Origin of the sequence: Pseudomonas sp. LF-5, assembly GCF_037626295.1 — a bacterium.
In the GTDB taxonomy this organism is placed as follows: Bacteria; Pseudomonadota; Gammaproteobacteria; order Pseudomonadales; family Pseudomonadaceae; genus Aquipseudomonas; species Aquipseudomonas monsensis.
The window spans coordinates 659,293-685,628 of record NZ_JARKMT010000001.1 but is presented as its reverse complement, the minus strand read 5'-3'; the positions used below and the strand labels follow the sequence as shown (position 1 = coordinate 685,628).

The window sequence follows — 26,336 nt, the reverse complement described above, 5'->3', positions numbered from 1 at the left end:
GGAGCGCTGTGATGTCCTCCTTGCCTCAACCGGCCTGGCCCGAGCAGCACAAAGCCTGCCTCGCCCTGGCCTTCGACCTCGACGGCCCGACCGGCGATGCGATGCTCAACGGCTCGATCTGGCACAAGCCCGAATACTTCGGTTTCGGTGGTTATGGCCCTTACCGCGCCCTGCCCCGGCTGCTCGATCTGCTCGACGCCTTTAATATTCCGACCACGTTCTTCGTCCCGGCCTGGGTCGTGGAGAACTGGCCAACGCAGTGCCAGGCCATCGTCGAACGTGGCCATGAAGTGGCCTACCACGGTTACAAACACGAATCCTTCTACGCCCTGACGCTGGAACAACAGCAAGCCGTGATGGCGAAATCAAGGGACGTGTTCTGGCAACACCTGCACATCCGCGCCGAAGGCTTTCGCACACCGTCCGGCGACTGGCGCGCGCAAACCCCGGCGATGCTCGCTGACGCCGGCGTCATCTATTCCAGCAGCATGCGCGGCGATGATCGTCCGTATCTGGTCAACGTCCCCGGTCACAGCACACCGCTGGTGGAAATCCCCGGTCGTTGGGAGATGGACGATTACGCCTCTCTCGCCTACACCCGCGCGCCGAATTTCCCGTCGGGGCTGGATCGCACCGCCAGCTACGCACTGACCCTCGATAACTGGAAGCGTGAGTACGACGGCGCCATGGATGAAGGCCTGTGCCTGACCACCCTGTTTCACCCGAAAATCACCGGTAAACCGGGACGCATCCTGTTGCTGGAGCAACTTTTCGAACACATGCGCCAACGCGATGACGTGTGGTTCGCCACTTGCCGCGACGTCGCCCGCTGGTGGCTGAAGGAGCATCACCATGGCTGATTTCGCTGTTTTGCCCAACCAGGTCTGGCCCGGAGGCAAGCGCTGCGCTGTGGTCCTGACCGTCGATTACAACGACATCCACGGCATTTTGACTCAGGCCCCGGAAGTGGCCGGACGCGACAAGACCCTGTCGGTGTGGCGCTATGGCACGCAACGCGGCGTCGATCGTCTGCTCCGGTTGTTCGAGGAACTCGGGGTGACCAGCAGTTGGTTCGTCCCTGGTATCGTCGCCGAGGAAAACCCGCAGCACATTGCGGCGATCAAGGCTGGCGGCCATGAGATTGCCTGCGCCGGCTATCGCCATCTGGACTACGACGATCTCGACCTTGCGACGCAAAGTGCCGAGGTCGCCAAGGGTTGTGCCGCGCTCCATGCATTGACCGGCGAACGGCCGAACGGCTTCCGCATTCCCGCCGGCAACGGCGCGCCAGGGTTTATCGAAGCGCTCAAGGGTCATGGCATACGCTGGTGCTCATCGTGGCGTGGCGACGACTTGCCGTTTGCTCATCCAACGGCCCCCGATGTCATCGAACTGCCGCTGCATTACGAACTGGAAGACGAGCCGTACTTCGCCTTCAACCTGAGTCCGGCGGTGCCGCCGGCACAATCGCGTATCGCCTCCTACAGCCATACGCTGGATAACCTGCAGATGGACTTCGCCGGGTTCCACCGGTTCGGTCTGTGCTATGTGCTGCGCCTGCACCCGGAAATCATTGCCACGCCAGGACGGATCGGCGTGCTGCGCGAATTGCTGCAAGGCATTCAAAAGCATGACGACGTGTGGATCGCCAGCGGCGCCGAGGTCGCGCAGTGGTGGGCGCAATCGGCGCAACAGGTGAGCGCCGATCATCCGGCATCGGTCTATGAGCGGCACTATCGGGACTACCTCGTATGACCCAGCGCATGCAGCGTCTGGCGCAGTTTTGCGTCGCGACCCACTTCGACGATTTGCCACCGGCACTCGTCGAGCAATCCAAGCGGCACATCCTCGACACCTTTGGCGCAGCGCTGGCCGGGGCGGACAGCGCCGTGGCGTTTCAGTCGCGGCGCGTGCTGGCAAGCGAGTCCGGTGCGGTGCCCGTCTGGGGCACTTCGTTTCGGGTCGGCGCGGGTCAGGCAGCGCTGCTCAATGGTATCGCCGCCCATGCGCTGGAGCTGGACGACACTGGTGGTTGCGATCACTCCGGTGCGGTGGTGTTGCCGGCAATCATGGCTGCGCTTTCGTTGAGCGACAGGACCATCAGTGGTCGCGAGTTGATCACGGCAGTGGTGATCGGCTATGAAATCGGCCGGCGTGTACTGGAAGCCTGTGGCAGCTATTCGGCGCATAACGGCGCAGGCTGGCATTCGACCGCCACCTGCGGAGTGTTCGGCGCTGCGGCGGCGTGCTCGCGGATTCTGCGCCTGGATGTGCAGCAGACAGTGGCCGCGCTGGGCATCGCCGGCAGCTTCAGTGGCGGTCTGTGGGCGTTCATCCACGACGGCTCACAGAGTAAAAAACTGCACAGCGGTCGCGCCGCCGAAGGCGGATTGCTGGCGGCGCGGTTTGCCCGCGAGGGTATCAGCGGCCCCACGCTACTGTTCGATGAAGTCTGGGGTGGTTTTCTCAAGACCTTCGCAGGTGACAACGCGCGCCCTGACGCGCTGGACGCCGATCTGGGCGCGGTGTGGAAGCTCGCGCGTTGTTCGATCAAACCCTACGCGGCCTGTCGCGGAACGCATTCGGCAATCGACGCGCTTGGGTTGTTGCTGGCGCAACTGCAGGTCGGCGCTGATCAGGTCGAGGATGTACAGGTGCGCTTGTGCCCGTTCCTGCAAGACATGTGTGGCGGGCGCGATGTCGGCAGTCTGGCTGCCGCGCAAATGAGCCTGCCGTATGCGCTTGCGTCGCGGCTGGTGCATGGCCACTGTCGGCTGGAGGCCTACGATGAAGGGCCACGCCATGACCCACATATCGCCTGGTGGCTGACGCGCATTGACCTTGAAGTTGATCCGCAGCTGTCCGAGGATGGCGAGCCGTGGGTGACACTTCGCACCGTCGATGGACGCATGGCCAGCCTGTGTGTCGAGGTGCCGCTGGGCGCGCCGGGCAATCCGCTGAGTGATGCGGCACTGGAGGAGAAGTTTTTCAGCCTGGCGTTGCGGGTGTTACCGCGCGGGCAGGCTGACGGGTTGCTGGACGCTGTGCGGCGACTGGAGAGCCTCGAATCTGTGGGCGATCTGGATCGGTGGCTGATGTGATGAGTGTGTCGCCTCGCGATGCAGCCGACTCGGTGCCCAGCCGATCACAAAAACAACTGAAATAAGGACATTCGCCCCACCGTGGCCACCTACTCGCTCGTTATCCGTCGCCTGATGATCGTCTCGCTGACCATCGTGGTCAGCCGCGCCATCACCAGTCCGCTGCTCACACTGTTCCTGAGCAACAAGCTCGGGCTAAACCAGCAGGACGTCGGTCTGCTCCTGGGTATCGCGGTGTTCATCGCGACCCTGCTCGCACTGTATGGCGGCTACATCATCGACCGCCTGGAAAAGCGCCGGTTGCTGATTCTCGCCATGCTTTCCAGCGCCGTGGGCTTTGTCCTGCTGACGTTCGCCCAAAACCTTTATCTGACCACCGTTACCCTGATCATCACCGAAACCGCCTCGGCGTTGTTCCTGATCGGCTCCAAGGCAATCCTCAGTGAAAACCTGCCTATGAGCCAACGGGCCAAGGCGTTCTCCCTGCGCTATACGCTGACCAACATCGGTTACGCCACCGGGCCGATGCTCGGCGTGGTGATTGCCGGGGTCTACCCTGTTGCGCCGTTCCTGATCGCCGCCGCGATTGCCTTCGCCAGTGTGTTTCTGATGAGCGGGATTCCCAGGGATTCCGGCCCGGTTACCGCCATCGGCCAACCGCAAAGCTTTCTGAAAACCCTGTTCACCCTGAAAAACGACCGCACGCTGATCATGTTCACCTGCGGTTGCCTGCTCAGCACCGTGGTGCACGGGCGCTTCACCCTGTACCTGTCGCAATACCTGCTGGTGGTCGAAGACTCGAAAAGTGCCCTGCAGACCATGGCCGCCCTGCTCGCCTGCAATGCCATCACGGTGATCCTGCTGCAATACCAGATCGGTCGCTTCCTCAGTCGCGAAAAGTTGCGCTACTGGATTGCTGCTGGCACCAGCCTGTTCATTCTTGGGTTGATCGGTTTCAGTCTGGCCAACAGCCTGCTCACCTGGTGCATCGCGATGTTCATCTTCACCCTGGGTGAAATGATCATTTACCCGTCGGAGTTCCTGTTCGTCGACACCCTGGCTCCGGAAGAATTGCGTGGCAGCTACTACGGCGCACAGAATCTGGCGGCTCTGGGCGGCGCGTTGAGTCCGGTGATCTGCGGATTCCTGCTGATGCACACTCCGGCGCCAACGATGTTCTATGCGCTGAGCGCGTTGACCGCAATGGGTGGACTGCTGTGCTTCATGAGCGGGAGACGCGTCGCTTTAATTCAAAAATAATGCACTGAAGCAGCATTTATATGAATTTGTCAGCATCGAGTTTGCACGGCACACTGTGCGCGTTCCTCCCCCAATAGTTGGAACGCTTCGAGGACTTTCCGGATTGCCGGACAGTCCTTTTTTTTGCCTCGAATTTGCTGCAAGGACCCGATTTAAATGCTCGCTCGCTGGTTGCCCGCTGCCATCAACACCCGCCCCACCGAATGGAGCCGCGCCGCCATCGGCATGGCGCTGGGCACTTTGTTCAGTGTGTGGGCGTGCAGTCAGGTGTTCGGCATCGAGGTCGCGTATCACCTGATCGGGCCGCTGGGCGCTTCAGCCGTGTTGCTATTTGCCGTGTCTTCCGGCGCCCTCGCACAGCCATGGTCGATCATCGGCGGCTACTTGTGCGCCAGCGTTGTCGCGCTGCTGGTGGCCCACGTCCTCGGCCGAACCCTCGGCAGCGCTTGCCTGGCGGCGGGCATGGCGTTGATCCTGATGTGCTGGCTGCGTTGCCTGCACCCACCGGCTGGTGCGCTCGCGCTGACGCTGGTGCTGGCCGATCCAGCCACCATCGCAATGGACTGGAAGGCCATGGAACCGGTGATGCTCGCCGCCGCGTGCATGCTGCTCAGCGCTCTGACCTACAACAACCTGACGCGCATCCGCTACCCGAAACGCCCGGCCGAACCAGCACCGGCACTGACGCCGGTCGATAGCCAGGCCATCACCGCCGCTGACTTGAAACTGGCATTGGCGGATATGGAAGCGTTTATCGACGTTACGCCTGAAGATCTCGAACAACTGATTCATGCCAGCGAACTGCACGCCAAGCGTCGTAGCATCGGCGAAGTCTTCACTCGATAACGACCTGAATCCTTGTGGTGAGGGAGCTTGCTCCAGCTCGGCTGCTCAGCAGAGGCAGCCCCATGGTGTTGAATAATGGGGCCGCTTCGCAGCCCGCCGCGAGCAAGCTCCCGCCACAAAGACAATCTTGCGCCTGCTGCAAAAACGCAAACTCCCCCTGCACATATCCCCGTTGTACACGGCAAATTTGCACTGTTACGATCCGTTAACGCTCGCGCGCGAGCTTCTCGAATAAAGACAATAAAAGCAGGGAGTTAGTGATGACTGCTCAGGCTTCATCCCCGCGGACACCGTCCATGGATGCCACGCAAAACGAAGTGCTGGCCGAGGTTCGCAACCACATCGGTCACCTGACCCTCAACCGCCCCGCCGGCCTCAACGCCATCACCCTCGACATGGTTCGCCAACTGCAACGGCAGCTCGACGCCTGGGCAACCGACAGCGATGTCCGCGCCGTGGTGCTGCGCGGCGCCGGTGAAAAAGCCTTCTGCGCTGGCGGTGACATTCGTTCCCTTTACGACAGTTTCAAAAGCGGCGATACGCTGCACGAAGATTTCTTCGTCGAGGAATACGCCCTCGACCTGACGATTCATCACTACCGCAAACCGGTGCTGGCCTTGATGGACGGTTTCGTCCTCGGCGGCGGCATGGGCCTGGTGCAAGGCGCGGATCTGCGCGTGGTCACCGAGAAGAGCCGTCTGGCGATGCCGGAAGTGGCGATCGGTTATTTCCCGGATGTCGGCGGCAGTTACTTCCTGCCGCGCATTCCCGGTGAGCTGGGGATTTATCTGGGTGTCAGCGGCGTGCAGATCCGCGCGGCCGATGCGCTGTATTGCGGGCTGGCCGACTGGTATGTCGACAGCCGTAAACTGGCGAGCCTCGATGAACAGCTCGATCACCTGGAATGGCATGACACGCCGCTCAAGGACCTGCAAAGCCTGCTCGCAAAAAACGGCGTGCAGACCCTGGCCGATGCACCGCTGCAAAAACTGCGTCCGGTCATCGACCACTTCTTCGCTTTGCCCGATGTGCCGAGCATGGTCGAGCAACTGCGTGCAGTCACGGTTGCCGACAGCCACGAATGGGCAACCGCCACCGCTGACCTCCTGGAAACCCGTTCGCCGCTAGCCATGGCCGTGACGCTGGAGATGCTCCGTCGTGGCCGGCACTTGAGCCTGGAACACTGCTTCGCCCTCGAACTGCATCTGGATCGCCAGTGGTTCGAGCGCGGCGACCTGATCGAAGGCGTGCGCGCCTTGCTGATCGACAAAGACAAGACACCACGCTGGAACCCGCCGACCCTCGCTGCGCTGGACGCTGCGCATGTCGCGAGTTTCTTCCACGGGTTTGCTGAGAGCGGGAGCTGAGCCATGCACGATCTCGAACTGACTGAAGAACAAGTAATGATCCGCGACATGGCCCGGGACTTTGCCCGTGGCGAGATCGCGCCTCACGCGCAGGCCTGGGAAAAGGCTGGCTGGATTGATGACGCGCTAGTGGCGAAGATGGGTGAGCTGGGTTTGCTCGGCATGGTCGTACCTGAGGAATGGGGCGGCACTTACGTCGATTACGTGGCCTACGCCCTGGCCGTGGAAGAGATTTCCGCAGGCGACGGCGCAACCGGCGCCTTCATGAGCATCCACAACTCGGTGGGCTGTGGGCCGGTCATGAATTACGGCAGCGAAGCGCAGAAAAACACCTGGCTGGCCGACCTCGCCAGCGGTCAGGTGATTGGCTGTTTCTGCCTGACCGAACCACAGGCCGGCTCCGAAGCGCACAACCTGCGCACCCGCGCCGAACTGCGCGACGGCCAGTGGGTGATCAACGGCGCCAAGCAATTTGTCAGCAACGGCAAACGGGCGAAACTGGCGATCGTGTTTGCAGTGACCGATCCGGACTTGGGCAAGAAAGGCATTTCGGCGTTCCTCGTACCCACCGATAGCCCCGGTTTCATTGTTGATCGCACCGAACACAAAATGGGCATCCGTGCCTCCGACACCTGTGCGGTGACGCTCAACAGCTGCAGCATTCCCGAGGCCAATCTGCTCGGCGAGCGCGGCAAGGGCCTGGCGATTGCCTTGTCCAACCTTGAGGGCGGCCGCATTGGCATCGCGGCTCAGGCGCTCGGCATTGCTCGCGCCGCGTTCGAAGCGGCGCTGGTGTATTCCCGCGATCGCATCCAGTTCGGCAAACCGATCAACGAACACCAGAGCATTGCCAACCTGCTGGCCGACATGCAGATGCAAATCAACGCCGCGCGCTTGATGATTTTGCATGCGGCGCGACTGCGGACGGCGGGCAAGCCGTGCTTGTCGGAGGCATCGCAGGCCAAGCTGTTCGCGTCGGAGATGGCCGAGAAGGTCTGCTCCTCGGCGATTCAGATTCATGGCGGGTATGGGTATCTGGAGGACTATCCGGTGGAGAAGTACTACCGCGATGCACGGATTACCCAGATTTATGAAGGTTCGAGCGAGATTCAGCGGATGGTGATTGCGCGGGAGCTGAAGAACTACCAGCTCTAAAAGCATCGCGAGCAGGCTCACTCCTACAGGGTCTTCGGATGTACACAGAACCTGTGTCAACCGCAATTCCACTGTATGAGTGAGCCTGCTCGCGATGAGGTCAGCTCAAACGTTGCATTATTTGCCCTGAAACTCCGGCGCCCGCTTGGCCACAAACGCCGCCATCCCTTCCTTCTGATCCTGCGTGGCAAACGCCGCATGGAACACTCGGCGCTCGAAGCGCACGCCTTCGGTGAGGTTGACCTCAAAGGCACGGTTGACGCTTTCCTTGACCATCATCGCAATCGGCAGCGACTTGCCGGCAATCACCGCGGCGACCTTCAGCGCTTCGTCGAGCAACTCATCACTCGGCACGATCCGTGCGACGATGCCGCAACGCTCGGCTTCCACCGCGTCGATCATGCGCCCGCTCAAGCACATTTCCATGGCCTTGGCCTTGCCCACGGCACGAGTCAGGCGCTGGGTGCCGCCCATGCCCGGAAGCACGCCGAGGTTGATTTCCGGCTGACCGAATCTGGCGTTGTCACCGGCCAGGATGAAATCGCACATCAGCGCCAATTCGCAGCCGCCACCGAGGGCGAAGCCGTTGACTGCCGCAATGATCGGCTTGCGACGGTTGGCGACGCGATCGCTGTCGCTGAACAGATCATCCATGTAGATCTGCGGGTAAGTCAGCTCGGCCATTTCTTTGATATCGGCACCGGCGGCGAAGGCTTTTTTCGAACCGGTGATAACGATGCAGCCGATGTTCGCATCCGCTTCCAGGCCATCGAGGGCGTGATTCACTTCGCTGACCAGTTGCGCATTCAGGGCGTTCAGCGCCTGGGGGCGGTTCAGGGTGATCAGGCCGACACGGTCGTGGACTTCCAGCAGAATCGTTTCGTAGCTCATATAAAACTCCTGAATGCTTGCACTGCAGGAACTGCCCGCGGCAGCTCCTGCAGAGGGTGGATTTAAAGGTTTCGAGAGATGACCATGCGCTGAATGTCGCTGGTGCCTTCGTAGATCTGGCAGACGCGCACGTCGCGGTAAATGCGCTCCAGGGGGAAGTCGTTGAGGTAACCGTAACCGCCCAGCGTCTGCAACGCCATTGAGCAGACCTTCTCGGCCATTTCCGAGGCGAACAGTTTCGCCATCGAGGCCTCGACCAGTGCTGGCTGGCCGCTGTCACGCAGGGCGGCGGCGTAATGCACCATTTGCCGGGCGACGGCGATCTGCGTGGCCATGTCGGCCAAGCGGAAGGCAACGGCCTGGTGTTCGATGATCGGCTTGCCAAAGGTGTCGCGTTCACGAGCGTAATCGCGCGCCGCTTCGAACGCGGCACGGGCCATGCCCACCGCTTGCGAAGCGATGCCAACGCGCCCGCCTTCAAGGTTGGCCAGGGCAATCTTGTAGCCCTCTCCCTCTTCGCCCAAACGGTTGGCCACCGGCACCTTCACGTCTTCGAAAAGAATCTGGCAGGTGTCGGACGCGTGCTGGCCGAGCTTGTCTTCGACCCGGGCGACTTTATAGCCCGGCGAATCGGTAGGCACGATAAACGCGCTGATTCCGCGTTTGCCGGCGCTCGGGTCGGTCACCGCAAACACGATCACGATCCCGGCGTTCTGCCCGGAGGTGATGAACTGTTTGCAGCCGTTGAGCACATAGTGATCGCCCTCCAGCCGTGCGCGGGTTTTCAGGCTGCTGGCGTCGGAGCCGGCCTGCGGTTCAGTCAGGGCAAACGCACCGAGCATGGCGCCGCTGGCCAGCGGCTTGAGGAAACGTTCACGCTGGTCATCGTTGCCGAACTTGAGGATCGGCACGCAACCCACCGAGTTGTGCACGCTCATGATGGTCGAGCAGGCACCATCGCCGGCGGCGATTTCTTCCAGGGCCATCGCATAGGCCAGATAGCCGGTGTCACAGCCGCCCCACTGCTCCGGCACGAGCATGCCGAAAAAGCCCAGCCCGGCCATTTCGCCGATGGCTTCCTTGGGGAAACGGTGCTCGCGATCCCACTCGGCGGCGAACGGTTTCAGGCGCTCCTCGGCAAACTGCCGGGCCATGTCGCGGATCTGGGTTTGGTCTTCGTTGGGAATCATGGTGAATCCTTAATCAGGGTTGCAACACAGAACCCTGTGGGAGCGGGCTTGCCCGCGATGACGGAGTGTCATGTGGCCGATACGTTCACTGACACGGCCCCATCGCGGGCAAGCCCGCTCCCACAGGGACGAGTGTCAACTTCAATAGACGCATTCCAGCGCCATGGCCGTGGCTTCACCACCGCCGATGCAGATCGCCGCAATCCCGCGTTTCAGGCCTTTCTGGCGCAGGGCCGAGAGCAAGGTCACCAGAATCCGCGCGCCCGAGGCGCCAATCGGGTGGCCCAGCGCGCAGGCACCGCCATGCACATTGAGTTTGTCGTGGGGGATTTCCAGATGGGTCATCGCCGCCATCGCCACCACGGCGAACGCTTCGTTGATTTCAAACAGATCGACCTGATCCAGCGCCCAGCCGGTCTTCTTCACCAGCTTCTTGATCGCACCGATCGGCGCCACCGGGAACAGGCCCGGGGTGTCGGCAAACGCCGCATGGCCGTGAATCACCGCCAGCGGCTTGAGGCCAAGCTTCTGCGCTTGCGACTGGCGCATCAGCACCAGAGCCGCCGCGCCGTCAGAGATCGAGCTGGAGTTCGCTGCCGTCACCGTGCCGCCTTCGCGGAACGCCGGTTTCAGCGAGGCAACCTTGTCCAGTTTGGCTTTCGGCGGCTGCTCGTCGTTGCTGATCAGCACCTGCTCTTTACCGACAGTCACCGTCAGCGGCACGATCTCGGCCTTGAAGCTGCCGTCCTTGATCGCCTGCTGGGCGCGGGTAGTCGAGGCAATGGCAAAGGCGTCCTGCGCTTCACGGCTGAAGTCGTTGGTTTCGGCGCAATCTTCGGCGAAGGTGCCCATCAGGCGGCCCTTGTCGTAGGCGTCTTCGAGGCCGTCGAGGAACATCGAATCCAGCACCCGGCCATGGCCCATGCGATAACCGGCGCGGGCGCGGTCCAGCAGGTATGGCGAGTTGGACATGCTTTCCATGCCGCCGGCGATCACGACGTCGGCGCTGCCGGCCAGCAACATGTCGTGAGCCAGAATGGTGGTTTCCATGCCGGAGCCGCACATCTTGTTGACCGTGGTGCAGCGGGTGGATTTGTCCAGCCCGGCACCGAGTGCCGCCTGACGTGCCGGCGCCTGGCCGAGGCCAGCCGGCAACACGCAACCGAACAGCACCTCGTCGACCGCGTCGCTGGCAACTCCGGCGCGCTCAACGGCGGCTTTGATCGCCGCAGCACCGAGTTGCGGGGCGCTGAGACTTTTCAGTTCACCCTGGAAACCGCCCATCGGCGTGCGGACGGCGCTGACGATAACAATCGGATCATTGGAAATAGTCATGACAAATCCTCCTTACTTGGCGGCCATGCGCAAGGCGCCGTCGAGACGGATCACCTCACCGTTGAGCATGCTGTTTTCGATGATATGCCGAACCAGCGCAGCGTACTCCGCCGGTTTGCCCAGGCGTGGCGGGAATGGCACGCCGGCAGCGAGGGAGTCGCGGACTTCCGGGGTCATACCGGCCATCATCGGCGTTTCGAAAATGCCCGGGGCGATGGTCATCACGCGGATGCCGAAGCGCGCCAGTTCACGGGCGGCCGGCAGGGTCAGGCTGGCAATCGCACCTTTGGAGGCGGAATACGCGGCCTGGCCGATCTGGCCGTCGAACGCGGCCACCGAAGCGGTGTTGATGATCACCCCGCGTTCGCCGTCGGCATTCGCGTCGCTTTCGGCGATAGCCGCCGCGGTCAGACGCAGCATGTTGAAGCTGCCGATCAGGTTGACGTTGATCACCTGGGCAAAACTGGACAGCGCATGCGGGCCGTTCTTGCCGAGGATCTTCTCGCCCCGGACGATGCCGGCGCAGTTGACCAGACCATTGAGACTGCCAAAGGCTTTGACCGTCGCCTGCACCGCTGCTTCGGCAGCGGCCTCGTTGCTGATGTCGGCGACCACGCTTTGCGCGCCGAGGCGCTGGGCCTGGGCGGCAACGGCTTCGGCGTTCATGTCCACCAGCATCACTTTGGCGCCAGCGTTGACCAGCAACTCAGCGGTGGCCGCACCCAGGCCGGACGCGCCGCCGGTGACGATAAAAACCTTGTTCTCGATCTGCATGACTGACTTCCTGATTCAAGCTGAAACGTTGTGCGCCGCGGCCTCTTGAGCCTTGGCGATTTCCTGGTTGCGCAAGATAAAGCGCTGCAATTTGCCGCTTGGGGTTTTCGGCAATTCGCTGACAAATTCGATTTCACGCGGGTATGAATGCGCGGCCAGACGCTTGCGCACGTGTTGTCGCAGCTCTTCGGCCAGCGCCGGTTCGGCGCGGTATTGCGGGTTGAGCACGACGAAGGCCTTGACCAGTTCGGTGCGCTCCGGATCCGGCTTGCCGACCACCGCCGCTTCGACCACCGCCGGGTGCTCGATCAGCGCGCTTTCGACATCGAACGGACCGACGCGATAACCGGATGTGGTGATTACGTCATCGCTGCGGCCGACGAAGCTGATGCTGCCGTCCGGATTCCACTCCACAGTGTCGCCGCTGAGGTAGTAGTTGCCGACGAAGGCCTTGGTCGGCACGCCTTCATAGCCGGCGAACCAGCACATCGGCGATTGCGGGCGGTCGATGGCAAGAATCCCCGGCTGGCCGACGCCGAGTTCGTTGCAGTGCTCGTCGAGCACCACGATGCGATGGCCCGGCGAGGCGAAACCGGCGGCACCGAGGTGGATCGGGTGCTCCAGGCCGTGGTGGTTGCACAGGACCATGCCCAGTTCGGTCTGGCCGTAATGGTCGTGAATGACTACGCCGAGGTTGTCGGCGAACCAGCGGATCACTTCCGGGTTCAGCGGCTCGCCGGCGCTGCTGACGATGCGCAGCTTGCCCTTGATCGACTTGGCGAATTCGTTGCCGCCGGCGATCAGCAGACGATAGGCCGTCGGCGAACCAGTGAGGTTGGTGATGTTGTACTTGTTGATCACCCGGCAGGTGCTTTCGAGGGTGAACGGGCCATCATAGAAGGTGATCGGATGCCCCATGGCCATCGGGCCGGTGACGCCGAAATAGATGCCGTAGGCCCAGCCCGGATCGGCGACATTCCAGAATGAGTCTTCAGGACGCAGATCCACCGCGTCGCGGGTGTAGCTCTGGAACGCGACGATCGCCTTGAGCGGCACCGATAGGGCTTTCGACGGGCCGGTAGTGCCCGAGGTGAACATCAGCAGGAACGGCTCCTCGCCCGTCAGCAATACCGGCTCACAGACGTTGGAATAGTTGGCCAGTTCGGCCCAGTAACTGAAATCGCCACGGACAATGCCCTGGCCCTTGGCGCCGCCAACGGTGACCACAGTCGGGCAATCGGCGACTTCGGCGAGTTTCGGCCGGTTGGTCGCATCGGTGACCACCACTTTGGCGCCGGAGCTGTTCAGGCGATGTTCGATGGCCTTGGGGCCGAACGCGGTGAACAGCGGCTGATACACCGCACCGATACGCCAGGTGGCGAACACGGTGATCAGCAGTTCGATATTGCGCGGCAGCAGGCCGGCAACCTTGTCGCCCTTCTGCACGCCCTGGGCCAGAAGGAAATTGGCAAAACGTGCGGCTTTGTCCTGCAGGTCACTGAAGGTGTAGGTCGCACTGGCGCCGTCGCGGCCCTCCCAGAACAACGCGATGCGCCCCGGCAAGGCGTGACGGTCGCAGCATTCGACGCAGGCGTTAAGCGCCTCCAGCGAACCGCTGAGTGCGGCGTCCACGGTGTGCTGATAGTTGAACTGTTCGGTGGCAGACAAGTAATCGCGCATTGCCAGAATCCCTCGGTGTTTTTATTAGGTTGGGAACCGTAAACAACACAGGGATAGTCGCGCTGCGGCGCGGAGGCGGCAATGGTCAAAGCCATCAAGTTGGCTGACTGGTTTGGCCAAGGATCAAAGTACGTGTTGCCTTGACCGGCCCTATCGCTGGCAAGCCAGCTCCCACAGGGTTAGCGCAAAACCTGTGGGAGCTGGCTTGCCAGCGATGAGGTCAGAGCGATCAATGCCTGTGCAGGATCAGAGCGCTTCGTTCAGGATCAAGGTGCGGTAATGCCCGGGATTCGACCCCGACCACTTGCGAAACGCCTTGTAGAACGAACTCGCATCGGCAAACCCCAGCCGGGTGGCGATCTCGACAAAACTGATCGACGGCTCCGCCAGCCAGGTGATCGCCAGTTCCTTGCGCACGCTGTCCTTCAGGCCCTGATAAGTCTGGCCTTCTTCCGACAAGCGTCGGCGCAGGGTCGAGGCGGACATGCACAGTTGCTGCGCCAGGGCCTCGGTTTCCGGCCAGTGTTCGGCGGGCAACTGCCGCAGATTGTGCTTGATCCGGCTGGCAAGGCTCTCCGGGTCGCGATACTTCACCAGGATGTTTGCCGGCGCATGGGCCAGAAAGCGTTTCAGTTCCTCGGCTGTACGCTTGATCGGCAGGTCGAGGCAATCGGCGGCGAAGATCATCCGCGTGCGTGGACGCTCGAACCGCAGGTTTTCCGAGAACATCACCCGGTAGTCGTCGCAAAAGTCCGGTTCGGCGCAACGCAGTTCGATCGCCAGAATCGGAATCCGCCGCCCGGCCAGCCAGCAGGCCACGCCGTGGACGATCATCCAATAGGTGAAATAAGTGAAGGCGCGGCGCGGTTCGGGGTCGTCTTCGAGCAGCACGACTTCCGCCAGGCTTTGCTGATGCACAAGTTGCGCCGGCATTTTTTCCAGCATCAACGAGAGAAAACTCAGGCCCATGCCCAGGCCGGCGGCCAGGGTCGGTTGGGCCATGGCGCTGCGACAGAGGAACTCAAGGCTGCCGGACTTGAGCGGGCGCGGGTCCATGCCGAAGAACTCGTCATCGCCACGCCGGGCCAGCAAGCGCCAGAGTTTTGCGTATTGCGCAGCGGGTACCCGGCCTTCTGCGCTTTGCAGCACGGCCGAGTCGATACCGACCTTGTTCAAGACATCTTCCGTGGCCACGCCCGGGGCACAACTTTGCAGCAGCGCTTCACGCACCAGTTGCACGGCGATGGTGTCTTTTTCCGACATGGAGCGAGGCAGACCTTGTTGTTTTCGAGGGACGGGCATCTTAACCCAAACACGACTCAGATCCCCTGTGGGAGCGAGCTTGCTTGCGAAAGCGTTGGGCGAGTCACAGAGACGTCGACCGGTCAGCCGCCTTCGCGAGCAAGCTCGCTCCCACAGGGATTTGTGCGTGGCAAAAAACAGGTTGTTCAGCTTGTGTTCAGGTTTATGTCAATCATTGTCATGTGAGAATGGTTGTCATTATGTTACAACTTGTAACCTCTTCGAATGACTTAGTGGACACCGAATGCTCGTTCCCTTTCTGATCATGCTGCGTGAAGGCATCGAAGCCGCGCTGATCGTTGGCATCATCGCCAGCTACCTGCAACAAACCGGTCGTGGCCAGTGGATGCCCGCCGTATGGATCGGCGTGTTCCTCGCCGCCGCCCTCGCCCTGCTGGTGGGCGGTGGTCTGGAACTGGTCAGTGCCGAGTTCCCGCAAAAGCAGCAGGAACTGTTCGAAGGCGTAGTCGGGCTGGTGGCCGTGGGCATTCTCAGTTCGATGGTATTCTGGATGCGCAAGGTCGCGCGCTCAATCAAGCATTCGCTGCAAGCCTCGCTGGACCAGGCGCTGACGTCTTCAAGGCACCAGGTGATTGCGCTGATCGCCATGGTCTTCTTCGCCGTAGCCCGTGAAGGCCTGGAAACCGTGTTTTTCCTGCTCGCCGTGTTCCAGCAGAGCGAAGGCCCGGGCGCGCCGATCGGCGCCCTGCTCGGGTTGATCCTGGCCATCGTCGTCGGTTTCCTGATCTACAGCGGCAGCATGCGCCTGAACCTGTCGGCGTTCTTCAAGTGGACCGGGCTGTTCATCCTCGTGGTCGCCGCCGGCATCCTCGCCAACTCGGTGCAGGCGCTGCATGAAGCGGGCGTATGGAACCACCTGCAGACCGTGCTCTTCGACTTCAGCGCGACGCTGCCGATGGATGGCCCACTGGGCTCGGTGCTGGCCGGCATGTTCGGTTATCAGGATGCGCCGACCGTCAGCACCCTCGGCGCGTACCTGATCTATCTGCTGGTGGCGCTGGTGATGTTTTTCCTGCCCGCCGCGCCCTCCGGCACCCAGTCAGCCGGCAAATCGTCTTCCGTTTCCAGCCAATAAGGGCACCCATGTCAAAGCCTAATACTCCTCAGGCCTCGCCTCCCCGCGCCTTGCGCTGGGCGGTGGCCGGTTCGGTGGTCGTGATGATCGCCGCCGGTGGCTTGTTCTACTACGCCTCGAAAATGGCCGCGGCCAAGCGTCAGCACAACCACGACGAAGTGGTGGTCAACATCAACGCCCACAGCTGCGATCCGAACGAGCTGAGCGTACCGGCCGGCCGTGCCAGTTTCCGCATCGTCAACCGCTCCGACCGGGCGGTGGAATGGGAAATCCTCGACGGCGTGCTGGTGATCGAAGAGCGCGAGAACATCGCTCCGGGCCTGAGCCAGGTGATCAACGCCAACCTGCAACCCGGCGACTACGCGATCACTTGCGGGCTGTTGAGCAACCCACGCGGCGTGCTGCACGTAACGCCAACCGCCGCATCGGATGCCGCCGCCAAAGCCAGACCGTCGATGGTGGCTTTCGTGGGGCCGCTGTCGGAGTTTCGCGTGTATCTGGCCAGCCAAAGCAGTGCGCTGATCAAAGCCGTCACGGCGCTGAATCAGGCGATCGCCAGCGGCGACCTGAGTCAGGCGCAGGCGTTGTACCTGCCGGCCCGTGCCGCCTATCAGCGTCTGGCACCGGCGGCGCAACGCCTGGCCGAACTGGACAACAGCATCAACGCCCGCGCCGATTATTTCGAAAAGCGCGAGCAGGACCCGGCCTTCGTCGGCTTCCACCGCGTGGAATACGCCCTGTTCCAGCAACGCAGCCTCGACGGATTGAACCCGGTGGCCGAGCGTCTGCTGGGCGACGTCAGCATCCTCAAGCAACAACTGCTGGCCCAGTCACTGCTGCCGGAGCAGTTGGTCAACATCGTGGTGCGCAACCTCAACACCTTGGCTGACGTGCGCGCCGCCAGCGGTGAAGAGGAACGCTACAGCCACGGCGATCTCAACGGCTTCGCCAGCAACCTGGAAACCGCACACAAAGTGGCCGAGCTGCTGCGGCCGATGCTGACGAAATCGGCGCCGGATCTGCTGCCGAAAATTGATGCCGCGCTGAGCGATTTCGACACCGTATTGAACAGCTTCAAGGTCAAGGACGGCTACGCCACTTACGACACCGTCAGCGGCGAACAACGTAAACAGATCGCCGACAAGGCCAAGGCACTTGCCCACGCCCTGGATGGCATTGATCCCGCCCTCGGCCTCTCCGGCCTGTAAGCAGAAGACGAATACCGATGAAAGATTTGCAAAACCTCGATCTGCAACGTCGCCGCCTCCTGATGGGCATGGGTGTCGCCGGTGTCGCACTGGCCGGTTCGGCCCTGAGTTGCCCCGCCATGGCTGCGGCGCCGGCGCAAGTCACCGAAGCGCCGAGCAGCGACAAAACCGAAGACCGTCACGATTTCCATGGCGTGCACCAGACCGGCATCGTCACCCCGCGTCCGGCGTCCGGCATGTTCGTTTCCTTTGACGTACTGGCCAGCGATCGCGAAGACCTCGAGCGGCTGTTCCGCACCCTCAACGAACGCATCGCGTTCCTGATGACGGGCGGCCCGGTGGCGCAGATCGACCCGAAACTGCCGCCGCCGGATTCCGGCATCCTCGGCCCGGTCGTGACCCCGGACAACCTGACCATCACCGTGTCGGTAGGTGACTCGCTGTTCGATGAGCGCTTTGGTCTGGCCGCCGCCAAACCCAAGCGCCTGCAACGCATGGTCGGTTTCCCCAACGATGCGCTGGAGGCCGATTGCTGCCACGGCGACTTGGGCCTGCAGTTCTGCTCGAACACCGCCGACACCAACATTCACGCGCTGCGCGACATCGTCAAGAACCTGCCGGATCTGTTGCTGGTGCGCTGGAAGCAGGAAGGCAGCGTGCCGCCGCAAGCCCCGGCCAAACCGGGAGTGCCGGCCCAATCGGCGCGCAACTTCCTCGGTTTTCGCGACGGCTCGGCCAACCCCGATTCCAACGACGCCAAGGCGATGGACACGATTGTCTGGGTGCAACCGGGCAGCGATGAACCCGCCTGGGCGGCGCATGGCAGCTATCAAGCGGTGCGGATCATCCGCAACTTCGTCGAACGCTGGGACCGCACGCCGCTGCAAGAACAGGAAAGCATCATCGGCCGGGTCAAGACCACGGGCGCACCGATGGGCGCCCGGCACGAAACCGAGGTCCCGGATTACAGCAAAGACCCGGAAGGCAAGCTGACCAAGCTCGACGCGCACATTCGCCTGGCCAACCCGCGCACCGCCGCGAGCCAGGCCAACCTGATTCTGCGCCGGCCGTTCAACTACTCCAACGGCGTGAACAAGAACGGCCAGCTCGACATGGGCCTGCTGTTCATCTGCTACCAGGCCGACCTGGAAAAAGGCTTCATCACCGTACAGACCCGGCTCAACGGCGAACCGCTGGAGGAATACCTCAAACCGGTCGGCGGCGGTTACTTCTTCACCCTGCCGGGTGTCACCGGCGACAAGGACTTCATTGGTCGCTCGCTGCTCAACGCCACCCAACCCAAAACAGCTGCCTAACCATAAAAAACCTCGGAGCCGCTCCATGAAAAAGTCGCCACTCGCGTTACTGCTGACCCTCGGTTTGCTCAACACCCCACTGTCGGCGTTCGCCGCGACCGCGCCGCTGGATCTGGTCGGCCCGGTGTCGGACTACAAGATCTACGTCACCGAGCAACTGGATGAGCTGGGCAGCCACACCAGACAATTCACCGATGCGGTGAAGAAAGGCGATCTGGCCACCGCGCAAAAGCTCTACGCGCCGACCCGCGTCTACTACGAGTCGATCGAACCGATTGCCGAGCTGTTCAGCGACCTCGATGCGTCCATCGACTCCCGGGTCGACGACCACGAAAAAGGCGTAAAGGCCGAAGACTTCACCGGTTTCCATCGCCTCGAATACTCGCTGTTCTCGGAGAAGAGCACCGAAGGTCTGAGCGCCTTGGCGGACAAACTGGACAGTGATGTGAAAGACCTGCAAACCCGCGTCGCCGGCCTGACCTTCCCGCCGGAAAAAGTCGTCGGTGGTGCCGCCGCGCTGCTCGAAGAAGTCGCCGCGACCAAGATCTCCGGTGAAGAAGACCGCTACAGCCACACCGACCTGTACGACTTCCAGGGCAACATCGACGGTGCGAAGAAAATCGTCGACCTGTTCCGTCCGCAGATCGAGAAACAGGACAAGGCGTTTGTCGCCAAAGTCGACAAGAACTTTGCCACCGTGGACAAGATCCTCGCCAAATACAAGACCAAGGACGGTGGTTTCGAGACGTATGACAAAGTCAAAGACAACGACCGCAAGGCGCTCGTTGGCCCGGTCAATACCTTGGCGGAAGACCTTTCCACGTTGCGTGGCAAGCTCGGTCTGAACTGATTGATGTAGAGGCTTCAGGGCACCTCGCGAGCAGGCTCACGCCTCCAGTTGGAATGCATTCCCCTGTAGAAGTGAGCCTGCTCGCGATAGCGGTTTCAACCGCCCTGAATAACCTGAAGGTTTACAAAATCCGGTAGAGCAACCGCTCAATCCGCACCCTGCTCACCCGCTTCAAAAACTTCGCCACCGCCGCCGGGTACTCCGGCAAGGTCTCCAGGTTCTGGAAGCTGGCAATTCGCGTGGTGTTGCGGAAAATCTCCTCCAGTTCCTTCGCCCGTGGTGCCAGCCATTCGCCTTGCGGGTCATCAATCAGCAGCGCATTTTCCAGGTCGAGACGGAACGCCCGTGGATTGAGGTTGTTGCCGGTCAGCAAGGTATAACGCTGATCGATCCACATGCCCTTGAGGTGATAGGTGTTGTCGCCATCCCGCCACAGGTGCAGGTTCAACTGGCCGCTGTCGATGTTGCGCTGATGCCGCTTGGCAAAGCGGCGCAAGCTGATCTCGTACAGATACGGCAGCGCCGCGATCACCTTGAACGGTTCGCTTGGCGGGATGTAGAAGTCATTGGCGGTTTTGTCGCCGACCACAATGTCAATCTTCACGCCACGGGCCAACGCACGGTTGATCTCGCGAATCACTCCCAGCGGCAGGTTGAAGTACGGCGTACAGATCGTCAGTTGCTGTTGCGCGCTGGCGATCAACTCGAGGATCGCCCGGTTCAGCGGGTTGTTCTTGCCCACGCCGAGTAACGGACTCACCGACAGACCGGTGTGCGCCGTGCTGCCGGCTGCAGTGTCGTAAGTCGCGTATTTGAGCCGGCTGCGCAGGTCGCCGATGTCGTTGCGCAGGCTGCGGGTGGTCGGCAGGTTCGGCAGGTCGAGGCGATGCACAGCCTTGGATTCGATCAGCCCGTGTTTGACCAGGTGATGCATCGAATCCGCCAGTTCACGGCTGTGCAGCACATGGTAACGGTCGAACCGGTACTTTTCGAACTTGTGCAGATAGACGTTGTTCAGGCTAGCGCCGCTGTAGACCACGCAATCGTCGATGACAAAGCCCTTCAGATGCAGGACCCCGAACAGCTCGCGGGTTTGCACCGGCACGCCGTACACCGGCACTTCGCTCTGGTGCGTGCGGGTCATTTCCTGATACCACGCCGAATTCCCCGGCTGTTTGCCCGCGCCGATCAGGCCACGCTGAGCCCGCAGCCAGTCGACCACCACGGCAATTTCAAGCTCTGGGTGCTTGAGTTTGGCGGCGTGCAAGGCATCGAGAATTTCCTGACCGGCCTCGTCCTGTTGCAGATACAACGCGACGATGTAGATGCGCCGGGTCGCCGTGGCGATTTTCTCCAGCAGGCTACGACGAAACTCGGCGGCGCCGGACAGAATGGTCACGGCCTCGGCGGTCAGCGGGAAGCTGCGCAGTTTGGGCAGCAGAGAACGTTTGAAAAGCAACGGCATAGGGCTCGCAATGGGTCGAATCCGAAGAACCCGAGAGCTTACACCATCACTCGGTTCGGGTCTCGTAAGTGTCTGTAATGAAGCCTTCGCGAGCGAGCTCGCTCCTGCATTTGAAATGCAATCCCCTGTGGGAGCGAGCCTGTTCGCGAAAGCGATCAAAAAACAACACTTGACCAAGGAGAACGATCGTTCTACTGTTGGCCGCATGAACGAAATCACAGACACCTCGACCCGCGACATCATTCTGGATGTCACCGAAAAGCTGATCTACAAGAGTGGCATCGCTGCCACCGGGATGGATCTGCTGGTGAAAACCGCCGGCGTCTCCAGAAAAAGCATCTACCGCTACTTCGCCAACAAGGAGGAGCTGACCGTCGCCGCTTTGCAACGCCGCGATGTGCGCTGGATGCATTGGTACCGAAATGCTGTCGATCAGGCCGAAACCCCGGCCAAGCGCCTGATCAACCTGTTTACCGTACTCAAGGGCTGGTTCGCCTCGGAAGGCTTCCGTGGCTGTGCCTTTATCAATACCAGTGGCGAGACCGGTGATCCTCAGGACCCGGTGCGCCAGGTCGCCAAAGACCACAAACAGAAGCTGCTCGACTACCTGTGCGAGCTGTGTACCGAACATGGCGCCGAAGATCCGCAATTGCTGGCCAGACAATTGCTGATCCTGATTGACGGTGCCATTACCGTAGCGCTTGTGATGGGTGATCACAGTGCCGCTGATAATGCGCAATGCATGGCGCGTAAGTTATTGGACCTGTAACGCCTTAAATAAGCCGGACACGTTGTTTAACTATTAATGAGATCGGGAGACTGAACATGTCTACTGCAGCCCAGGTACGTCCGCCATTACCCCCCTTCAACCGTGAATCGGCGATTGAAAAAGTTCGCCTGGCCGAGGATGGCTGGAACTCCCGCGACCCGGAAAGAGTGTCGCTGGCCTACACCCTCGACACGAAATGGCGCAACCGCGCCGAATTCGCCAACAACCGTGAAGAAGCCAAAGCCTTCCTGACCCGCAAATGGGCCAAGGAACTGGACTATCGCCTGATCAAGGAGCTCTGGGCCTACTCGGACACTCGCATCGCCGTGCGCTACGCCTACGAATGGCATGACGACTCCGGCAACTGGTTCCGCTCTTATGGCAATGAAAACTGGGAGTTCGATGAGCATGGCCTGATGTTCCAGCGCTATGCCTGCATCAACGACATGCCGATCAAGGAAAGCGAACGCAAGTTCCACTGGCCGCTGGGCCGACGCCCGGATGATCATCCGGGGCTGTCAGACCTCGGTCTGTAAGTTCACGCAGATCCAATTGCAGGAGTGAGCCTGCTCGCGACAGCGTCTGAACACTCAACCTGAATGTTGACTGACACGCCGCCATCGCGAGCAGGCTCACGCCTGCAGGAGATTTGTTGGATTCAGGCGATGGCGGCCGTTTTTTCGGCCTCAAGCTCGCGCACTAGCGGCAGCACCCGCCGGCCGAAATACTCCACCTCCTCCTGAAAGTGCAGAAACCCCGCCAGCACCAGATCCACGCCCACCGCTTTCAACGCCACAATCCGCTCGGCAATCTGCAACGGCGTGCCGATCAGGTTGGTCTTGAACCCGTCGTTGTATTGCACCAGGTCCTCGAAGGTCGACTTCGCCCAGTTGCCCTCACCTTCCGGCGAGGCCCTGCCCGCCTGCTTTGCGGCGTCACCAAAGGCATTCACCGCTTCCGGATCGGCCTGATCAATGATCTGCGCCAGCACGGCCCGCGCCTCTGCTTCAGTGTCACGCGCAATGACGAAGGCATTGACGCCGATCTTCACCGAGTGATTATTCGCCGCGGCTTTGCCGCGAATGTCATCGACCTGGGCCTTGATCCCTTCGACACTGTTGCCGTTGGTGAAATACCAGTCCGACACCCGCGCCGCCATGTCGCGCGCTGCCCGTGAACTGCCGCCCTGGAAGATCTCCGGACGCCCCAGCGGTTTCGGTTTGAGGCTGTAATGGTCAAACCGGTAGAAGTCGCCACGGAAGGTAAAGTTGTCCTCACTCCAGATCCCGCGCAGCGAACGGATAAATTCCTCGGAACGCCGATAGCGCTCGTCGTGTTCCAGCCAGTGCTCGCCAATCGCTTGAAACTCGCCCTTGAACCAGCCACTGACGATGTTCACGGCAATACGGCCATTGGTCAGCTGGTCGATAGTCGCCAGCTGTTTCGCCGCCAGTGCCGGTTGCCACGGCCCCGGCAGAATGGCCGCGATCACCTTGAGTTTGTGGGTGGCGGCCAGCAGCGCGTGACTGAACGCCACCGATTCATGCTGGAACTCAGCGCCATAGCCGGCGGTGAAGCGAATCTGTGTCAGCGCATATTCAAAACCTGCCGCCTCGGCAAGTTGCGCCAGTTTGCGGTTGTAGTCGATGCCCCAGTCGGTGCGCTGCTCGATCTTGCTGACCACCAGCCCGCCACTGACGTTCGGTACCCAGTAGGCGAATTTCACCGCGTGCTTGCTCATTGGCGTGTCCTCGGGACATTGGGAAGGTCAAGGTGTCAGAGCAGCAAGCGTGCCAGCGTGCAAATGCCCGTTTTTATTGGGCTTGAGACTGATGGAGTTGCATGGTTGGAGGGTGATTTGTTGTCGCGGTGTTGGTTGGGCAACAGTTCAATAGCCTGTGGCTGTTCAGCCCTCATCGCTGGCAAGCCAGCTCCCACAGGGATCTCTAGCGAACACACATATTGCGGACATGCCGAAACCTGACGGAGCTGGCTTGCCAGCGATCGGGCCTTATGGGTCGCCGCAACAACTGGAAATGAGTAACATGTCAGCCCTTCCCCGCAGCCCGTCTGCGCCCTGCCGAATAAGCCGATTCCATGCCTTTCGAACTCAGCGTTGACCTCACCACCCTCGCCATTCTTGCCCTCGTCGCATTCATTGCCGGTTTCATCGACGCCATTGCCGGCGGTGGCGGCCTGCTGACCACGCCAGCGCTGCTGACTGCCGGCCTGCCGCCGCACCTGGTGCTGGGCACCAACAAGCTGAGCTCGACCTTCGGTTCGGCCACCGCCAGTTTCACTTTCTACCGGCGCAAGCTATTCCACCCTCGGCAGTGGACGCACGCCATCGTCGGCACGCTGGTCGGTGCGCTGACCGGTGCGATCGTCGCCCATTACCTGCCGGCGGAATGGCTGAACAAAATGCTCCCGGTGATCGTGTTTGCCTGCGGCCTGTACCTGTTGTTCGGCGGCACACCGAAAGCGCCACTGGACAGCGACGCACCGATCAAAAAGAAATGGCAATCGAGCCAGGGTTTCAGTCTCGGCTTCTATGACGGCGTGGCCGGTCCGGGCACAGGTGCATTCTGGACGGTCAGCAGCCTGTTGCTCTACCCGATCGACCTGGTCAAGGCCAGCGGCGTGGCGCGCAGCATGAACTTCGTCAGCAATATTGCGGCGCTGTCGGTGTTCGTGTTTTCCGGGCAAGTGGACTGGATCATCGGCCTGAGCATGGGCCTGTCGGTGATGGTCGGCGCGTTCTTCGGCGCGCGCACCGCAATCAGCGGTGGCGCCAAATTCATCCGTCCGGTGTTCATCACCGTGGTGTTGGGTCTGACCGTGCGCCTAGCCTGGCAGCACTGGTTCAGCGTGGCCTAAGCGCCGCGCCACGTAGACGTCGATCAGGTAACGGGCAATCGATTTGGACGCCGGCAATGGCGGCAAATCGTGCACGTTGAACCACTGGGCGTCTTCGATCTCGTCTTCCTGGCAGACAATCTCGCCACCGGCGTACTCGGCATGGAAGCCGAGCATCATCGAATGCGGAAACGGCCAGCACTGGCTGCCCATGTACTGAATGTTCTTGACCTCGATCTGCACTTCTTCGCGCACTTCACGAATCAGGCAATCCTCGGCCGACTCCCCCGGCTCGGCAAACCCGGCCAGCGTACTGTAGACCCCAGTGACGAAACGCGGTGAGCGCGCCAGCAGGACCTCGTCGCCCCGGGTGACCAGCACGATCATGCTCGGCGAAATGCGCGGGTAATTGCGCAGTTCGCACGGCTGGCAATGCATCGCCCGCTCCCGCGGCACCTGCGTCATGGCCTGCCCGCAATTGCCGCAAAAACGATGCTCCCGCGCCCAGGTGCCGATCTGTGCGGCATAACCCAAGACCTTGTAGACCGTGTGATCGCCATCGAGCATGAACGCCCGCAGACCTTTCCAGTTGCACCCCGGCACCTCGCTGACACTGTGCAACTCCAGCAGGTACACCGGCTCGCCATCGAGATGGCCAATGCCGTGTTCGGCGAGGACCGACAAGTCCTGACGCTTGAGCCATTCCCGCGGGAACAGCGCGCCGTTGTCATCGAACAAAAACCCTTCGGGGCTGCGCGCCACGGCCCAGCCGCCGGGATGATCGGTGTCCAGTACTGCAGTGGTCCAGCGAGATGTCATGGTTTCTCAATCCAGAAATTCAGGTTTCTGTTTGCTCATATGGGCGGCCATGGCCACGCGCAAGTCGGTGGATTGCAACATGGCGGCGTTCCAGGTGGCAACGTATTCAAGGCCATCGTCGATGCGATGGTCGCGCATGTAGCTGATCATTTCCTTGGTGCCTGTGACGGCAATCGGCGACTTGGCTGCAATCTCGCGAGCGATGTCGAACACACCCTCGAGCAACGCGTCCTTGTCGCCATAGACACGATTGACCAAGCCCATGCTGCGCGCCTCATCAGCACCAAAGGTGCGACCGGTGTAAGCCAGTTCACGCAGCATGCCGTCTCCGATGATCCGCGGCAACCGTTGCAACGTGCCAACATCGGCGGCCATGCCGATATCGATTTCCTTGATCGAGAACTGCGCGTCTTCGGCAGCGTAGCGCATGTCACAGGCAGCGATCAGGTCGATCGCCCCGCCAAGGCAATAGCCCTGAATCGCCGCCAGCACCGGTTTACGGCAGTTGTCGACCGCGTTGAACGAGGCTTGCAAGGTGAGAATCTTGCGGCGTAGCAGACGCGCATTACGGCCGACGTCCTTGCCCAGTTCATTGGCGACGCCGGCGAGCATCATCAGGTCGATACCGGAGGAAAAATGTTTACCGTTGCCACTGAGCACCACCACACGCACTTCATCGGTGTCATCAACCCACTGAAAAATCTCGACGATCTCACTCCAGAACGCCGCGTTCATCGAATTGATCTTCTCCGGACGATTGATCTGCACATGAGCGATATTGTCGGCCAGTTCGACGCTGAAGGCGGAGTATTGAGACATGGCAGTGATCCTTTACCGGACAGAAAGAGAGGTCCGAACTATAACAAGGCATCACCGTGGCGGTTCGGCCAAATGCGGGACTGTGGAAACCACGGGGCGGAGCAGGCACTGCGCAAGACTGCATCCTTTTAGCCTTGCCTCTGAAAAACAAAATCAAAAAATCGCAACCCTCGGCACACCTACAGGAAACAAGCACACCCACCGAGCCTGGTCGGCTGCCAGCAGCCAGCAGCCGGT

General features: G+C 61.3%; 24 protein-coding genes. 14 read left to right on the top strand and 10 right to left on the bottom strand.

All coding sequences use genetic code 11. The features are described from left to right. Window positions 1-11 precede the first annotated feature (11 nt). From PseuLF5_RS03155 to PseuLF5_RS03125, 7 genes are all read left to right on the top strand, one after another. Complete coding sequence (locus PseuLF5_RS03155) at window positions 12-860, top strand: polysaccharide deacetylase family protein (RefSeq protein ID WP_123468876.1); 849 nt, start codon at window positions 12-14, stop codon at window positions 858-860. After that, window positions 853-1,755: a polysaccharide deacetylase family protein gene (locus tag PseuLF5_RS03150; RefSeq protein WP_340132906.1), complete on the top strand. Its 903-nt coding sequence runs from the start codon at window positions 853-855 to the stop codon at window positions 1,753-1,755. Before PseuLF5_RS03155 ends, PseuLF5_RS03150 begins: the two co-directional genes overlap by 8 nt. Then, window positions 1,752-3,101, top strand: coding sequence for an MmgE/PrpD family protein (locus PseuLF5_RS03145; RefSeq protein WP_340132905.1), 1,350 nt, complete (start codon window positions 1,752-1,754; stop codon window positions 3,099-3,101). The genes PseuLF5_RS03150 and PseuLF5_RS03145 overlap by 4 nt, the downstream gene beginning before the upstream one ends. 81 nt (window positions 3,102-3,182) lie before the next feature. Next, complete coding sequence (locus tag PseuLF5_RS03140) at window positions 3,183-4,361, top strand: MFS transporter (protein ID WP_267794664.1); 1,179 nt, start codon at window positions 3,183-3,185, stop codon at window positions 4,359-4,361. Window positions 4,362-4,517: 156 nt separating this feature from the next. Continuing rightward, entirely contained in the window at window positions 4,518-5,207 is a 690-nt protein-coding gene (locus PseuLF5_RS03135) for an HPP family protein (RefSeq protein ID WP_222832863.1), read from the top strand. A 260-nt stretch (window positions 5,208-5,467) separates the two neighbouring features. After that, window positions 5,468-6,574, top strand: coding sequence for an enoyl-CoA hydratase/isomerase family protein (locus PseuLF5_RS03130; RefSeq protein ID WP_123468886.1), 1,107 nt, complete (start codon window positions 5,468-5,470; stop codon window positions 6,572-6,574). A 3-nt stretch (window positions 6,575-6,577) separates the two neighbouring features. Then, window positions 6,578-7,729, top strand: a complete 1,152-nt coding sequence (locus PseuLF5_RS03125; protein WP_340132904.1) for an acyl-CoA dehydrogenase family protein — start codon at window positions 6,578-6,580, stop codon at window positions 7,727-7,729. A 117-nt stretch (window positions 7,730-7,846) separates the two neighbouring features. Here the strand turns inward: PseuLF5_RS03125 and PseuLF5_RS03120 are convergent, their stop codons facing one another. The 6 genes from PseuLF5_RS03120 to PseuLF5_RS03095 form a co-directional block, all read right to left on the bottom strand. Then, on the bottom strand, window positions 7,847-8,620 hold the full coding sequence (locus PseuLF5_RS03120) for an enoyl-CoA hydratase (protein WP_123468890.1): 774 nt from the start codon (window positions 8,618-8,620) through the stop codon (window positions 7,847-7,849). Between the two features lie 62 nt (window positions 8,621-8,682). Further along, complete coding sequence (locus PseuLF5_RS03115; protein ID WP_123468892.1) at window positions 8,683-9,810, bottom strand: acyl-CoA dehydrogenase; 1,128 nt, start codon at window positions 9,808-9,810, stop codon at window positions 8,683-8,685. 141 nt (window positions 9,811-9,951) lie between these two features. Further along, window positions 9,952-11,145, bottom strand: a complete 1,194-nt coding sequence (locus tag PseuLF5_RS03110; protein WP_123468894.1) for an acetyl-CoA C-acyltransferase — start codon at window positions 11,143-11,145, stop codon at window positions 9,952-9,954. A 12-nt stretch (window positions 11,146-11,157) separates the two neighbouring features. Further along, entirely contained in the window at window positions 11,158-11,919 is a 762-nt protein-coding gene (locus PseuLF5_RS03105; protein WP_340132903.1) for an SDR family NAD(P)-dependent oxidoreductase, read from the bottom strand. Between the two features lie 15 nt (window positions 11,920-11,934). After that, window positions 11,935-13,599 carry an AMP-binding protein gene (locus PseuLF5_RS03100; RefSeq protein WP_340132902.1) on the bottom strand — a complete coding sequence of 555 codons (1,665 nt, stop codon included), beginning with the start codon at window positions 13,597-13,599 and terminating at the stop codon, window positions 11,935-11,937. Between the two features lie 246 nt (window positions 13,600-13,845). Beyond that, entirely contained in the window at window positions 13,846-14,862 is a 1,017-nt protein-coding gene (locus PseuLF5_RS03095; protein ID WP_267794657.1) for an AraC family transcriptional regulator, read from the bottom strand. Between the two features lie 283 nt (window positions 14,863-15,145). On the opposite strand from PseuLF5_RS03095, the gene efeU reads away from it, so the two are divergent. From efeU to efeO (PseuLF5_RS03075), 4 genes are read left to right on the top strand one after another with little or no spacing between them, the layout of a single operon-like run. Beyond that, on the top strand, window positions 15,146-15,997 hold the full coding sequence (efeU, locus tag PseuLF5_RS03090; protein ID WP_123468900.1) for an iron uptake transporter permease EfeU: 852 nt from the start codon (window positions 15,146-15,148) through the stop codon (window positions 15,995-15,997). A gap of 8 nt (window positions 15,998-16,005) precedes the next feature. Continuing rightward, window positions 16,006-17,205, top strand: coding sequence for an iron uptake system protein EfeO (gene efeO / locus PseuLF5_RS03085; RefSeq protein WP_340132901.1), 1,200 nt, complete (start codon window positions 16,006-16,008; stop codon window positions 17,203-17,205). A 17-nt stretch (window positions 17,206-17,222) separates the two neighbouring features. Beyond that, entirely contained in the window at window positions 17,223-18,521 is a 1,299-nt protein-coding gene (efeB, locus tag PseuLF5_RS03080) for an iron uptake transporter deferrochelatase/peroxidase subunit (RefSeq protein ID WP_123468902.1), read from the top strand. A 25-nt stretch (window positions 18,522-18,546) separates the two neighbouring features. Beyond that, window positions 18,547-19,371 carry an iron uptake system protein EfeO gene (gene efeO / locus PseuLF5_RS03075; RefSeq protein WP_128614594.1) on the top strand — a complete coding sequence of 275 codons (825 nt, stop codon included), beginning with the start codon at window positions 18,547-18,549 and terminating at the stop codon, window positions 19,369-19,371. Between the two features lie 121 nt (window positions 19,372-19,492). Here the strand turns inward: efeO (PseuLF5_RS03075) and pssA are convergent, their stop codons facing one another. Continuing rightward, window positions 19,493-20,836, bottom strand: a complete 1,344-nt coding sequence (gene pssA, locus PseuLF5_RS03070) for a CDP-diacylglycerol--serine O-phosphatidyltransferase (protein WP_340132900.1) — start codon at window positions 20,834-20,836, stop codon at window positions 19,493-19,495. 205 nt (window positions 20,837-21,041) lie between these two features. On the opposite strand from pssA, the gene PseuLF5_RS03065 reads away from it, so the two are divergent. Together PseuLF5_RS03065 and PseuLF5_RS03060 are read left to right on the top strand one after the other, a co-directional pair. Beyond that, window positions 21,042-21,605: a TetR/AcrR family transcriptional regulator gene (locus PseuLF5_RS03065; protein WP_128614592.1), complete on the top strand. Its 564-nt coding sequence runs from the start codon at window positions 21,042-21,044 to the stop codon at window positions 21,603-21,605. 56 nt (window positions 21,606-21,661) lie between these two features. Beyond that, window positions 21,662-22,141 (top strand): nuclear transport factor 2 family protein, encoded by a 480-nt coding sequence (locus PseuLF5_RS03060; protein ID WP_123468908.1) that lies wholly within the window; start codon window positions 21,662-21,664, stop codon window positions 22,139-22,141. 122 nt (window positions 22,142-22,263) lie between these two features. Here PseuLF5_RS03060 and sfnG read toward each other — a convergent pair whose 3' ends face one another. Further along, complete coding sequence (sfnG, locus tag PseuLF5_RS03055) at window positions 22,264-23,346, bottom strand: dimethylsulfone monooxygenase SfnG (protein WP_340132899.1); 1,083 nt, start codon at window positions 23,344-23,346, stop codon at window positions 22,264-22,266. 356 nt (window positions 23,347-23,702) lie between these two features. Between sfnG and PseuLF5_RS03050 the strand changes: the two genes are divergently transcribed. Further along, window positions 23,703-24,482 (top strand): TSUP family transporter, encoded by a 780-nt coding sequence (locus tag PseuLF5_RS03050; protein WP_123468912.1) that lies wholly within the window; start codon window positions 23,703-23,705, stop codon window positions 24,480-24,482. Here the strand turns inward: PseuLF5_RS03050 and nudC are convergent. Together nudC and PseuLF5_RS03040 are read right to left on the bottom strand one after the other, a co-directional pair. Continuing rightward, window positions 24,450-25,280: an NAD(+) diphosphatase gene (gene nudC / locus PseuLF5_RS03045; protein WP_340132898.1), complete on the bottom strand. Its 831-nt coding sequence runs from the start codon at window positions 25,278-25,280 to the stop codon at window positions 24,450-24,452. The two genes, PseuLF5_RS03050 and nudC, sit on opposite strands and share 33 nt — an antisense overlap. A 6-nt stretch (window positions 25,281-25,286) precedes the next feature. Further along, entirely contained in the window at window positions 25,287-26,099 is an 813-nt protein-coding gene (locus PseuLF5_RS03040) for a crotonase/enoyl-CoA hydratase family protein (RefSeq protein WP_123468916.1), read from the bottom strand. Window positions 26,100-26,336: the final 237 nt, after the last annotated feature.